Raw genomic sequence first — 14,751 nt, 5'->3', positions numbered from 1 at the left:
ACTAACTTTCCTAAATTTGAAAGGAGAATTGACTAGATGCCAAAGAAGAATTGGAAGAAGCCGATAAACGCCTTTTTAGCAACAACCTTAGTCGCGAGTGTTGCCGCACCAGTAGCACCTCTCACTGTACAAGCTGAAACATTAGCAAAGGATTTAATTATTTCAGAGTATATAGAAGGAAGTTCCTTCAATAAAGCGGTTGAAATTTATAATGGTACAGGCGCCGCGGTTGATTTAAGTAATTATACGCTAGAACTTCATACGAACGGGGAAGTTACCGCGAAAAATAAAGTGAATCTGACAGGTATTCTAGAAAGTGGGGCTACCTATGTTTTATATCATAAAGATGCAGCGCCTAACATTAAAGCAAAAGGAAATCTAGAAAACTCAGCTGTTATTAATTTCAATGGAAATGATCCAATTGTATTAAAGAAATCTGGTGAAATAGTCGATTCTATTGGGCAAGTTGGTTCTTCAGCGGATTTTGGTAAAGATGTAACTTTAGTAAGAAAGAGTTCAGTATTGTCGGGTGATACAATTATTGATGATCCATTTAATGCAGCTTTTGAATGGACTTCATATCCGGTAGATGATTTTTCTAATTTAGGCCAGCACGTTATGGATACAAGTTCAGGTGAACCTGTTGATCCAGAAAATCCAGGACCAGTCGATCCGGGGACTCCTGCCGTCCTGTCAATTGGAGAGGCAAGAGCTAAAGGCGTAGGCGAAACTGTTACCATCAAAGGTAGAGTTGCGGCGGGCTTGAAAAATACGTTCTCTGTCCAAGACGAAACAGGTGGTATTGCCGTAAGACCTACTAGTTTAGCTATGACTATTGGTGATGAAGTTACTTTAAAAGGTAAATTAGCTGACTATCGTGGGCTATTACAATTAGATGGTGCTACAATCGTTGAAAAGGTTGAAAATGCCGGTGTACCTTCTCCAAAGGTTGTAACAGGTGCTCAAGTAAATGAAGATAGCGAATCACAGTTAGTAACAGTGAAGAATGTTACGCTTACAGATGTTCAACAAGGAGCAGGGTGGGCAAACTTTACTGCTAATGACGGAACAAATTTCCTTGTACGAGATGAAACAAATTCGCTAGATCTAACTGTCGGTACAAACTATGAATCTATCACTGGTATTGTTCAACAGTTTGATAACGACTATCAAGTCATTCCTCGATCAAAAGCAGATATCGTAGTGGACAGTTCGGCATTGAAGCCTGCTAGCGCATCTCCTGGAAGTGGAACGTTTGTTGGAAAAACAACAGTCACTTTAACAACACCGACAGCCGATGCAGAAATTTATTATACATTAGATGGCACGGAGCCAACTGATAAAAGTCTTAAATATGAGACACCAATTGAGATTAGCAAAAATACTACTTTAAAAACAATAGTTAAAGCTAAAGATGGCACATTTAGCAATATAACTACATTTGATTATAGCATTACAGATCAATTACAAATTCATGATATTCAAGGTGCAGGGCATACTTCTCCATTTGATGGTCAGACAGTTGAAGGAATTGAAGGAATCGTCACGTATTCATTTTCGTTAAATAATAATTGGTATTATACGATTCAAACGCCAGATGAACTGGCTGATCATGATCCGAATACTTCTGAAGGAATTTTTCTGTATAGTGGAAAGAAACAATGGCCAATAAAGGTAGGAGATTTAGTATCTGTTAAAGGAAAAGTAAGCGAATATGCTTACGATGGCTATGATGATAGGCAGCAAACAGATTTAAAAACAACTCAAATTAATGTGCGTGACGATCAAGACGGAAAAGTAGAAGTCATTAAAAGCAGTGTAGCTTTACCAAAAGCAATTGAAATAGATAAGTTAAAAATGTCATTTAGTGAGATCGACAGTGATCAGCTTGAAATTTTTAATCCAACAATCGACGCAATTGATTTTTGGGAAAGTCTCGAAGGAATGAGAGTAGAAGTTGGAAATGTGAAAGCTGTAGGGCCACAGGATCATGGAGATTTAGTAACGGTACTAGAGGATGAACCAACAAACACAATTCACGGTGGGGTATTGTATGAGAAAGAAAATGCAAATCCAAACAGAATTCAATTCCGATTAGAACCGAATGGAGCTGCACGCGATCTTGAAGTGGCAACAGGTGATAAATTTAAAGGGCCAATTACGGGAATCGTAGGCTATTCTTATCAAAACTTTAAAATTTATGCTTCTTTAGATGAGATGAAGGCAGCTTATAAAAAGGGAGATACATCTCCAAAGACGACAAAAATAGAAAAGGCAGAAGATAAGTTAACAATTGCCTCATATAATTTAGAAAACTTCTCTAATAACAAAACTTCTACAACTGATGATAAAGCGAGAAAACTAGCAAGAGCAATTGGTATTGATATGGGCAGCCCTGATATTGTCGGCGTAACAGAGGTGCAGGATAATAACGGGCCATCTCCAGGTGATTCCAAAGCGGATCAAAGTTATAAAAGATTAATTGATGCTATTAAAGGTGTAGGTGGTGTCGAGTATCAGTATGTTAATATCGATCCAATCAACAATCAAGACGGTGGAGCACCGGACGCTAATATTCGAGTTGGCTTCCTTTATAATCCAAAGCGAGTTAAGCTGAAGGAAGGTATCCCATCAGGAGATGCCACAACAGCTGTTGGTTATAAAGATGGGAAATTAACATTGAACCCTGGTCGAATTGATCCGGCAAATGAAGCTTTTAATAGTAGCCGCAAACCTTTAGCAGCACAATTTGAATTCCAAGGTGAAGATGTAATTGTTATCGCAAATCATTGGAATTCAAAAACAGGAGATACTCCTTTATTTGGTGCGATTCAGCCGCCAAAGTATGGAAGTGAAGTGCAACGTAAAAAAATCGCCAACATTGTTTATAATTTTGTTGGGGACATTAAATCAAAAAATCCAGATGCAAATATTGTTTCTTTAGGTGATTTTAATGATTACCAATTTGCAGATGCGCTTAAAATCCATGAAGATCAATTGATGACAAATATGATTAATAAAGTAGATGCTTCTGATCGTTACACATATGTATTTCAGGGGAACTCACAAGTATTAGATCATATTTTAGTGTCAAACAATCTAAAAGACAAAACTGATGTCGATATTCTTCATATTAACGCTGATTTTACAGACATGGCTGGCCGTGCAAGTGACCATGACCCTGTAATGGTTCAAATCGATGTTAATAAAGGCTCAACTGTTGAACCGATTCAGCCTGAAATAGTATATGATTATAAGAACTTCAAAACAAATAAATTGACAATAAATAAACCTAGTATAGCAGTTCATTTAGATGTACAATCTGTTATTCCAAAAGGTGTATTCCTTAAAGGTGCCTATGTGGAGCTACATGGAGAAGGCTTTAAGACGACTGATGTTACCTTTAGTCCAGTTAAAGCAGGGATGATTATCGACCTAAAAGGCACTGCTGTGAAAACAATCACAATTGAAGGTCCGAATGTCAGTGAAATAAGAGGCGCTGAAAATATTGATATTCAGTCGATACAATATAAAAAGGGTGCAGCTCCTGAGCAAATTAAATTTACAAATTCGAAAGGGGATCCCATTGTGGATCCTTCTTTACCATCTGAAAACAATCAACCAATCATTAAAAATCCAATTTCAAACAAAACTATAGCTGTTGGAGAGGAAATTAAAATTGATTTAACAGATCATTTTGCCGATCCAGATGGTGATGAACTTTCATTCACGGCTACAAAAGGCACTATAAGTGGAAAATTATTAACACTCAATTTAGATGAGGGTAGTCATATTGTTGGCGTTACAGCATCTGATGGCAAGAAAAGTGTCACTACAAGTTTCAGCGTTACAGTGATTACTAATGATTATTATGCTGGAGCATATAACAAGGAAGGTCAAGCACTAAAAAAGGCTCTTCATGATATCATTTCTGAACAAAAGGTACTTTCTTATGATGATGTTTGGGATGCATTAAAGTATACGGATGAAGACCCTAATAATTCGAATAATGTCGTTTTATTTTACTCTGGTAAATCTAGTCCGAAAACAAACAATGGCGGCAATGTAGGAAACTGGAACCGAGAGCATACGTGGGCAAAATCACACGGTAACTTTGGGACAAGCAAAGGCCCCGGAACAGATATTCATCATTTACGCGCAACCGATGTACAAGTGAATAGCTCAAGAGGAAATTTAGACTTTGACAATGGGGGCAGTACAGTCGCTGGTTGTAATGGCTGCTTTAAAGATTCAGATTCATTCGAACCACCTAATCGCGTAAAAGGTGATGTAGCACGTATACTATTATATATGGCAACTCGTTATGAGCCTGGAGATAAGGTTGATCTTGAATTAAATGACAAAGTCAATAATAGAACAGCCCCTTATCACGGTAAACTCTCTGTTCTTTTACAATGGCACAAGCAAGATCCTGTAGATGAATATGAAAAACAAAGAAATGAAAGAATTTACGAAATCCAAGGCAATCGAAATCCGTTTATAGACCATCCTGAATGGGTGGAGAAGATTTGGTGATGGAAAGTTTGGTTAATGCAGTGACTTAAACTATTAATATTACTTTCTTCTTTATTAATATGGAAGAGTACTCAAAACGCCACTTCAAAGTATATGAAGTGGCGTTTGTTTAAATTCTACTCATAAAGCTAACGAATTGAAGCGGTACACCGATATGGCTGTGCCTTCTCCGTGGTAAGCGAAGAGGATTTTTCCTTATGTAGGAACTTTTTCAGACAACACCTTGTAGTTCGCTTCCTCTTTTCAACTCAGCCTCATGCGATCGAGCGGGCAGATAATAATTCAATAATGCGCGGTGCTGGCTTTCGTGAATAGCTACTAGTCTGTTTACTTTTTCGTTTGTATCTAAAACAACTTGTTTGATTTGCTGCTACTCAAATTCTACTACTTCAAGACGATTCTCAACCGATTCAATTCGACTATTAATTGAATCAAGACGATGATTAATTTGCTTTAATTCGCTTAATACTTCCTCCATCGATTTTACTTCTCTTCTATTAAATATATCTATTTTGCTTATCTATCTCTCATTAATATAACCTCCTCATTATAGCCATAGATTACAAGTATCACCATTGCATTCATCGACAAACTATGACAGACTTAAATGAGATATAATAGTTTTAGGAGAATGTTTAGTGATTAAAGAGTGGGATTTACTGCGTGTGGTGGCGTGTTTGTCTATTTTACTATTACACACTTCTTCATGGATTATTATGGAGGTAGGTGTAGAGCCAGAGCAGTCGTTTTATCTGTTTTTACGGATTGCGCTGTGTTATGCGACGCCAACGTTTATTTTATTGTCTATTTTAATTTTAGCGAATCGTTATCAGGATAAAATACCGAATAACTTTTGGCCGAATAGAATTCAATATATTTTTCTACCTTATTTAGTATGGGCAATGCTTGATTCGGTAATTGTAGAGTTAATTTATCACAATGGCTTAGTATGGGATAAGTTTGTTAGTAATATTGTTTACGGCGGGTTTGTAGGCTGGTTTGTTGTGGTTATGATGCAGTTATATGTAGTCTTTGCGTTGATGAAGCGTTTTAAATGGTCTATGGCTTGGTTTTTACCGTTATGTGTACTGATTATGTTAATCCATCATTCATTGATTGCCTTGCCATATCCATTTTTTGAAGAGAATGAACTCACGTTGCGTTTACTATTTACGGGTTGGCTTGGTTATTTTGCGATAGCTTATGCGATGGGTGTGTATTATACGCAGATTGCTGCGCTTGCGAAAAAGTATCGTTATGCGACGATTGTGTTGCTTGTGTTATCTGCTATCTTTTTATATATCCGTCTGCAGCTCGGTTATACAGAGACGCATTCGAGACGACTTGATTTAATACCGCTTGTTATAAGTATCGCCTTGTTGGTAATTGCCTGGGGGCAGTCGCTACCTTATACGAAAACGGTTCAATTGCTAAGTCGATATGCGTTTATGATCTATCTCATTCATTGGGAGGTTCTGCGGATATCAACAGGATGGTTTGTGGACCATTTTAATAGTACGTTTGTCCGAGTGCCATTGCTAATGCTGTGGGCGCTAATCGTTTGTATTACGGTGACAAAGTTGATTTCCATTCTTCCATTTAGTCAGTGGGTAATTGGGAGAATAAAAAGACGTACCGCATAGAAAAAGCAGTGATTTCTTTAATTATAGAAATCACTGCTTTTTTTATTTCGGTAGCAAAAAGGAATGCGCCACTAGGAATAGAAGTATCAGCAATAGCATCTACCATTTCCCAGTCTCAATAGATTCACGAATATGACATATGAAACGAGGTATACGTTCCAACCATTTTTATAAGACCCATTTTCAAGACAAATTAATATTCCATAAAAACCCCATGCCATAAATGTCCAGCAAGCTCCGTTCCAAAAGCCCGTGAGCCAAGAATCACTGATACCTACGAGAAGATCGCTGATAAAAAGCTTAGAATCGCTGATAAGCTCAAGAAGATCGCTGATAAAAAGCTTAGAATCGCTGATAAGCTCAAGAAGATCGCTGATAAAAAGCCAAGAATCGCTGATACCCCCAAGAAGATCGCTGATAAAAAGCTTAGAATCGCTGATAAGCTCAAGAAGAACGCTGATAAAAAGCCAAGAATCGCTGATACCCTCAAGAAGATCGCTGATAAAAAGCTTAGAATCGCTTATACTCCCAAGAAGATCGCTGATAAAAAGCCAAGAATCGCTGATACCCCCAAGAAGATCGCTGATAAAAAAACAGAATCACTGATATCCCCCCCAAGAAGATCGTTGATAAAATACCAAATATTGATAGAATTACTGTAATTGCTGATAAAAAAGTGCCAATTCACAAGTCAATTTCTGAACGAAAAATGGCTTATGGAATATACCAAAAAACTAATAATATATAAAACTTATGGAAAATTCTGATAGAATATAGGGAATACAAGAATAAATTACCTACCTAATTGTGACATGAGTTCACGAATTGTTCACTAATGGTTTTTAATCAATTATTGTTTAAAAGTCGAAAATTGTAGAAATTTGGATGGTAAAAATGACATGGGTAAGATGGTATATTTTCCTTGTGACAGTAAGGTTTGTCTGTTAATTTTCGGGATGGTAGCCATAACAATATTTATACAAAATATGGGTATAAAACCTTTAAAACTAAGGTGTTACCACATTTTTCATTCCAGGTATTTCATTTTGAAATTTATTATCTCGTACTCTTATAATGAAGTCGTAGTCACGAATATTGGCTAATTTATCTAGGAGGTAATTTCATATGAAACAGAAATATAGTAAATGGGTTGTAGGCGCAGCTTCAGCAGCCCTAGTAGCATCAGCAATCGTACCAGCAGCAAGCGCAGCAAGCTTTTCTGATATTAAAGGCAATGATCACGAGGACGCTATTTTAGCATTAGCAGACGCTAAAATCGTATCTGGTTACCCAGATGGTACATTCAAGCCGAATGCTGTTGTTACACGCGGTAATGTAACAAAGTTCTTAGGAAAATGGTTAGTGTCAGAAAATTACGAAATTCCTGCAGACTATGCAACAGAAGCTCGTTTCTCTGATTTACCAACAACAACATCTGACAAAGAGTTATTACAATATGCAGCACTTGTTAAAGATACTGGCGTATTCAAAGGCGCAAACAACCAATTAATGCAAGCTAATAACATGAACCGTGAGCAAATGGCTGTTGTTTTAGTACGTGCTATCAAAACTGTTTATAACGTAGATTTAGTAGCTGAGTACAAAGCGGATGAAGACTTCGAATCTGTTATCACTGATTTAGACAAAGCTACAGCTACAGAAAATCGTGAAGCAATCATCGCATTAGAATATGCTGGTATTACAAACGTTGAAAATATACAACAGTTCAATCCTAAAAACTCATTAACACGCGGTCAATTTGCATCATTCTTAAGCCGTTCAATTGATAGCTTTGGTGAAGAAGCATCTTTAACTGTTAAAGAAGTTAAAGTTGTAGATGCAACAACATTAGAAGTAACACTTTCTGATGACAAAACACATAAGGTAACATTACCAACTCCACTTCCAGAAAACAAAGAAACTAAAGTAGAGTTTGAAATCGATGGCAAAACTTATTCTGCTGAAGTTACATATGTAACTGCGGTAAAAGTAAAATCTGTTGATGCAGTAAATGCAAAAACTTTAGCTGTAACATTCAATAAACCAGTAGAAACTGAAAAAGCTAAATTTGAGCTTAAAAAAGATGGCTTCAAATCTAACTTCTCATCTATTACTTGGAACGAAGATAAAACAGTTGCAACAATTGAATTAACAAGCAAAATTACAAAAGGTGAATTCACTGTAAACGTAACTGGCCTTTCAGATGAAGCACTAACTGGTTCTGTGAAAACAGAAGACGAAAAAGTTTCTACTATTGATATTCTTGGTGAAGTAGCTCCATCAACTGGTGATAATACAGCTACAATCGGTTACCAAATTAAAAACCAATATGGTGAAGATATTACAAAATTAAATGCTTCATCTTTAACACTTTCTGCAGCAGGCGCTGATTCTGCAGTTGCAAATGCAGACGGCTCAATCACTATTACTAAAGCTGCTGGTCTTAAAGAAGGCGACAAAGTAGTACTTACAGTGATCCACGGTTCAACTGCAACTACAACAACACAAACTGTAACAGTTTCTGCTAAAACTGTAGCATCTGATGTAACAATTGGAGCTCTTTACAATAAAGATGGCAAAACTTTAACTGAAGATACTACTTTAGCAAAAGATAAATTCTATCTTCCTGTTACTGTAAAAGACCAATACGGTAAAGAAGTTACTGACTTAAACCGTCTAAATGGTGAGGTTCTTGTAACGAATACAAACCAAGCTGTTGCAACATTTGGTGCATTTGAAAAACAAACAATCGAAGGTAAAGATGTAGTTGTACTTCCGGTTACTAACATTGTAGCAACTGGTGATACAAACGTAATCGTTATCGCTAAAGCAACTGGTAAAAACGGTCAAGCAACAGTGAAAGTTGCTGAAGGTTTACGTGCTGATTCAGTAACATTAGGCGCACCAACAAAAGTTGCTACTGCTGGAGCAGACATCCTATTCCCATTATCTGTTTTAGACAAACAAGGTAATGCAATTAAAGATACTGCTGTATTAGGCGGTTCTAAAGGTATCACTATTACTGGTGGTACTTTAGTAGAAAAAGACGGTGAGCTTTATACAAAAGTAGCAGGTGCTAACGTAGTAGAAAACGCACCAGTAACTGTTGTTGTGACATCTTCAACTGGTAAAGTTGCAACTCAAACAGTTATCCCTAAATCAGCTACTGAACCAAAAGTAATCACTGGCTTAAATAGCAAAGTAAGCACAGCTATCCGTGAACTTGCTGATGAAAAAGTAGAAATTGCTGCAAAAGATATCGTAGTTGAAGACCAATTCGGTCAAGTTATTTCAACTGACGAGCTTCTTGCAAAACTTGCAACAGCAGGTTACACAATCAAAGCATTCACAGATGCGGATGCACCATTCACTGTAGCAGGTGAAATTAAAGATGCTGCTAACAACAAAATCACAGTAACATACAAAGCAGGCGCTACTAAAACAACTGCTAATGTAACATTCAAACTTGTAAAAGTTGCGGATGATACTGCAGTTGAAGCAAGCTCTTACTCTAAACAATTCTCAGTTGTAAAAGATAGCTCGTTCACTTCTTATAAAGTAGAAGATATCAAACCTATCTATGTAACTGGTACTGCAGGATCTTTTGCAATCCCAACTGAATATGGAAAAGACATCGTAGTGAAAGCAGTAACTGCTAATGGTGGAGAAGTTACACTTAAAGCTGGTTCTGACTACACAGTAAAATCTGCAGTTCTTACAGGCGTTGAAGATGGTAAAATTACTACTGATGATGCGGCTAAAGTAGAATTCGATAAAGATGCAAAAACTGCAACTGCAAAAGTAACAATCACAATCAATGCTACTGGTGAAGAAATCGTGAAAGAAGTAACATTCTCTAACGTTGCTCCTAAAGTAGAAAAAGTTGCTGTAGTAGAAAACAATAAAGCTCAACAATACATTGATGGTGAAGCTGTTAACTTCGTAACAACTTCTTCTTACAATGTAGCTGCTAACTTCGACTTAGATGCATTCTTCCAATTAGCTGACGTAGTTGTTACTGACCAATACGGCGTAATGGCAACTGTTGCTGAAACAGGTGCAGATAAAGGTAAAGCTACATTTGATGGCAAATTAACTGCTGCTACAACATTAACTTTATCTAAAGTTTCTGGTGAAGTAGTATTCAGCCAAAACGGTACAGCTGAAGCATCTGCTACAGGTAAAGCTGGAGACGTATTCAATGCTCGTGTAAACATTGGTGGTCAAAGTGCAGAGCTTGTAAAAATTACAGCTAAACAAGACTTCAAAAACAACTAAGAAATATTTTATATACAGTGGAGGGTCGAGTTAATCGAACTCTCCACTGTTTTTTTATGGGGAAAATTATGGCGATGAATAGAGAAGCGAGAGTGACGGAAAGAAAAACTAGCGATGGAAAGAAGAGAGAACGGCGAAAAGAAAAGTCAGCGATGGAAAGAAGAGCGGGAACGACAGATAAAAGAGTTAGATCGACGGAAAGAAAAGTCGAAACGAAGAACTGAATCCGCAAAATAACAGATATCATCTCGAACCGACGAACTTGGTAGTCATTAGTAGAAACTTAACATTATACCTCACCCTAACATTCGATATAGAACTAGAAAAAAGAGACTCTTAATAAGTTGATTATGAAATATTTGGATTCCCTTATACGTATTATAATAGTATGATAGACAAAATATGTTAAGGGGTTGAGCCGGTGATGAAGAAGCATACTTTATTTCATGGGGCATTAGTTGCTGCTTTAGCGACAAGTGCGATTGTAGTAGTACCAACTGCACAAGCAACAGATAAATTTTCCGATGTTGATTACACGAAAGAATACGGTGTTGCTGTAAAGGATTTAGCAGAGCGCGGAATTATTAAAGGTTATACAGATGGCACATTTAAGCCATTCGCTGACGTGACGCGTGGACAGGCATCGAAGATTTTAGCAGGTCTGCTAGGGTTGGATACTAAAAATGTAATGGATCCACAATTTACTGATGTAAAGCCGAGCGATGAATATTATGGGGCAATCGCAGCCTTGGAAAGTGAAGGGATTATCTCAGGGTTTGCGGATGGAAGCTTCGGTGTTAATCAAGCGATTACACGTGAACAATTAGCGCGAATGCTAACAACGGCATACCATTTAGAAACTACTGAATTTGGTCAGGCATTACCATTTAAGGATATTGAAAAATATTCAGATGCTTATTACGCAGTCGCTCCATTGTTTGAGAATAATATAACGAAGGGGATTACACCAACTACTTTTGGTTTAAAAGAGACTATCAATCGTTCGCAGCTTGCGTTATTTATTCATCGTCTTGAAGCTATGCAGGCTAAACGAGTGGTCCAAACATTTACTGCACAGGAGTTTAATTCAACTAATATTGATGCTTATTCTAACGATAATATAGCGCCAGATGGAGAGCATGAATTTTTCCGCATTCTTCGAACAAATAACGATGTGAAGATTGAGGCGTTACGAGAGGGGTCTGGCAATTTCATGCTGGTTGGCTACAATATTGATAATGATGAAAATTATGAAATAGTCGACTTGCAAAAATATAAAATTGATGTAACAAAAGTAGATGGAAAATTACAAATTAACTGTCAGCCAACAGATGAAGTTACCCCGGGATCAGCACTGTTTTTAGAGCAAGATTTAGGCTTTGATCCGAAAAATATTCAGCTAACTACAGCTGCTGGACATGCTGTTAGTGATAAAGTTTTCAGCTATAAGCCATATAAATTTGATGGCTGGGAGGAACAATCGATTCCTAAGGGCGGTAACTATGTGCTTTCGTTATCGCAAGCAGGTGACTATATTGCGACTTTCTCTGATAATAAAGGACATTCGGTACGTGTAGGCATCCGTGCAGAATCTGATGGCTATGAATTGTATACAACATCAGCGGTTGAAAAAAACAGCACGTTCATTCCGAAAAATGAAATTGGCTTTAATGTGAAAGATTTCAAAATAGAGCAATACACAGGTGCAATGCATGATTATAAAATAGTTGATGTCGAGCTTTCAGCAGATGGTATAACTGTAAAAAAAGTCGGAAAAGGTAATTCTATTTTTTCTGTCCGTCTAAATGGAGTAAATGGTGAGAAACTATATGTTCATGGCATGGTCTATGAGGTAAGTGGTATAACAGCAATGAACTATGAACTAGCGACACAAGAACAGATGGAAAATTCATCATTTAATTAAGAAACTGGTAGAAAAGAGAACATCGCTGATAAAACCAGGTAAATCGCTGATAAAAATCGAAGAATCGTTGATAAGACCAGGTAAATCGCTGATGAAAATCGAAGAATCGCTGATAAGGTCAGATAAATCGCTGATAAACATCGGAGAATCGCTGATAAGACCAGGTAAATCGCTGATAAAAATCAAAGAATCGCTGATAAGACCAGGTAAATCGCTGATAAAAATCAAAGAATCGCTGATAAGACCAGATAAATCGCTGATAGACACCGAAGAATCGCTGATAAAGCCAGATAAATCGCTGATAAACATCAAAAAACCGCTAACAACACAAAAGCCTCCCCAATTTTTCATTCGGGGAGGCTTTTATATACTAAAAGACAATATATTTCACGTAGTCTTTCCAACCAATCTCTTTAAAATCTCGCCACTCGATTTTTTTAAGAGGTATTGAACGGAAGGAGCGAGCTAAAATATTGCGTTGTTCATTTGCAATAATAGGTGTTCCGGCATCCATATAGCCTGTAAAGATAGTAGAATCTGCCGTTTTAAAGGCAACCTCGATATCCTCAAGGCGTATTTTGCCATTTTCATCAATCGTATAAACGCTATATTTATTATTCTTTCTAGCCTTCACCCATGCGGACTTCACCTTAAGTGCGTTGGATGCCTGATTTACGGTAATAGAAGCCTTACCGACAGTTGAAAATGGTATGTTTTCTAGTATGTCATCTTGATGCAATATTACCTCATAGCTTATAGGCTTTGGTAGCTTCGCAGACTTAGCTAGTGCATTTGCCCAAAGGGATTCATTATTTGTTGGTATCATTTGTTTTTGAAATACAATACCTGATAGCTCATTGTCGTTATGCGGCAATTTAAAACTAACGGTTTGCCCATCTTCAACCTTTTGCCATTCATCCTCGGATAAGTAAGCTAGCATAGACTTTTCAGATGAATAGATTTCAAATGTTACCGCACCAGCTTCTTCAGTGATTTTTGAGATTACACCATCTACTGGGCAAATAACACCTTGGCGCGCTTTAACTTCGCCAATCTGTGCATCCATTAAAGCTATTTGACGATTGGTCTCCGCAATGTGACGGTTCAGTATTGCCACTGCAGTTGATGGAGAAGCTTGCTGACCTAATTCAAATTTAACAGAGACGTTTAACTTCTCACTAATTTGGTCGGTATTAATAGAGCTTTTTGGGTCATTGCCTTCTCCGTATTCAGATTCTATGTCCGCTAAAGCAGATTCTAAATCACTTAATTCAGTTTCGTAAGCAGTGCGTTCAGCCTCAAGCTTTGCTAATTCACCGTCAACTTCCTCTGTTTTGTAGGTAGCTAGTAAATCATTGGCATGTACTTCCTGCCCACGTGTTACATCTATTGCAGCAAGATTTTTCGCATCTGCTGAAATCGTATAGGTTTGCGTTGGTGCAACAATCGCATCCTTTTCCACCGTCTCTACACGATCACCAGGTGTAGCTCTTTGGAATTCATTGATAAAGTAGGATCTTGCTACTTTACTATCATCCTTAAATACAAAATAAGCATTTACACCAATTAATAACGCTATCACAAAAATACTTAAACTTGTCCAAGGTCTGGATTTAATAAAGCGCATCATCCTAACCCCCTTGTAATCCATTCTTGTAGTGGTAACACACTAATCATTCCGATAAAAATCGCCATTACTACATATAGCCCAATAATTTTTGCTAATAATGCCTTTCGATCTGACCATTCCTCCCATTTTGAGAGGAACGTGTATTGCACAATAATTGTTAATACTGTTGCTACGGTTAGTTGATTGATAGCAAATAGTACATAATCCTTATCAATTACTTGCTGAGCTATAGGTGCAAGTGAGAAGAAGGAGAAGTTTGTAGTGTAACCAACTGCATAAAACACAGCAAATAAAATTGTCTTTTCAATAAGTAAAAATACCATTACATAAAGTTGTACCTTCTGAATCCATTTGTAAGGAATGTCTGTTAATAGATGTAACAAGTATGTAACGCCATAATAATGGAAGCAATAATAGATGACTCCCCAGGCAATAACTCCAACCATTGATAGTAAACGGGCTGTATAGTATTCAGTTGGATGATTCGATGCAAATAATGTTGTTAAGCTCTCAGTACCCATGCCCCAAAACTCACGAACGATGAATAGAAGCAAAAAGAGTATAAAAACTGCGAAGGATCGCTTTTTATAGCCTCTTATTTCTCCTTGCTCAACAGCTTGGCTAAAATAAGTGGGATGCATTAAGCTGTGCCAAAATTTATATTGATAAAACATATATAGCTCCCTTTCTCGTAAATTAAATAGTAAAGTTGTAGTATACACCTAATTACTGGAAAAAAA

The 14,751-nt window shown here is 37.2% G+C and carries 8 protein-coding genes; 5 read left to right on the top strand and 3 right to left on the bottom strand.

Annotation, left to right across the window (positions count from 1 at the left end; genetic code table 11):
• The first annotated feature begins 36 nt into the window (after nt 1–36).
• The 5 genes from ABH966_RS11345 (at nt 37) to ABH966_RS11325 (ending at nt 12,381) form a co-directional block, all read left to right on the top strand.
• Nucleotides 37–4,536 carry an endonuclease gene (locus ABH966_RS11345; RefSeq protein WP_370078416.1) on the top strand — a complete coding sequence of 1,500 codons (4,500 nt, stop codon included), beginning with the start codon at nt 37–39 and terminating at the stop codon, nt 4,534–4,536.
• Nucleotides 4,537–5,174: 638 nt separating this feature from the next.
• A complete protein-coding gene (locus tag ABH966_RS11340) occupies nt 5,175–6,179 on the top strand; it encodes an acyltransferase family protein (RefSeq protein WP_370078415.1) in 1,005 nt (334 codons plus the stop codon).
• Between the two features lie 1,125 nt (nt 6,180–7,304).
• Complete coding sequence (locus ABH966_RS11335; RefSeq protein ID WP_370078414.1) at nt 7,305–10,457, top strand: S-layer homology domain-containing protein; 3,153 nt, start codon at nt 7,305–7,307, stop codon at nt 10,455–10,457.
• A 68-nt stretch (nt 10,458–10,525) separates the two neighbouring features.
• Nucleotides 10,526–10,681, top strand: coding sequence for a hypothetical protein (locus tag ABH966_RS11330; protein WP_370078413.1), 156 nt, complete (start codon nt 10,526–10,528; stop codon nt 10,679–10,681).
• A 200-nt stretch (nt 10,682–10,881) separates the two neighbouring features.
• Nucleotides 10,882–12,381 carry an S-layer homology domain-containing protein gene (locus tag ABH966_RS11325; RefSeq protein WP_370078491.1) on the top strand — a complete coding sequence of 500 codons (1,500 nt, stop codon included), beginning with the start codon at nt 10,882–10,884 and terminating at the stop codon, nt 12,379–12,381.
• Here ABH966_RS11325 and ABH966_RS11320 read toward each other — a convergent pair.
• From ABH966_RS11320 to ABH966_RS11310, 3 genes are read right to left on the bottom strand one after another with little or no spacing between them, the layout of a single operon-like run.
• Nucleotides 12,370–12,732 (bottom strand): hypothetical protein, encoded by a 363-nt coding sequence (locus ABH966_RS11320; RefSeq protein ID WP_370078412.1) that lies wholly within the window; start codon nt 12,730–12,732, stop codon nt 12,370–12,372. The genes ABH966_RS11325 and ABH966_RS11320 overlap by 12 nt on opposite strands.
• Nucleotides 12,733–12,751: 19 nt before the next feature.
• On the bottom strand, nt 12,752–14,008 hold the full coding sequence (locus tag ABH966_RS11315) for an efflux RND transporter periplasmic adaptor subunit (protein WP_370078411.1): 1,257 nt from the start codon (nt 14,006–14,008) through the stop codon (nt 12,752–12,754).
• Nucleotides 14,008–14,685, bottom strand: coding sequence for a hypothetical protein (locus ABH966_RS11310; RefSeq protein WP_370078410.1), 678 nt, complete (start codon nt 14,683–14,685; stop codon nt 14,008–14,010). The genes ABH966_RS11315 and ABH966_RS11310 overlap by 1 nt, the downstream gene beginning before the upstream one ends.
• Nucleotides 14,686–14,751 lie beyond the last annotated feature (66 nt).

This window comes from Lysinibacillus sp. RC46 (assembly GCF_041262385.1).
Classification (GTDB): Bacteria; Bacillota; Bacilli; order Bacillales_A; family Planococcaceae; genus Lysinibacillus.
Note: the sequence above shows the minus strand (reverse complement) of the source record. Positions and strands in the feature narration are given on the sequence as shown.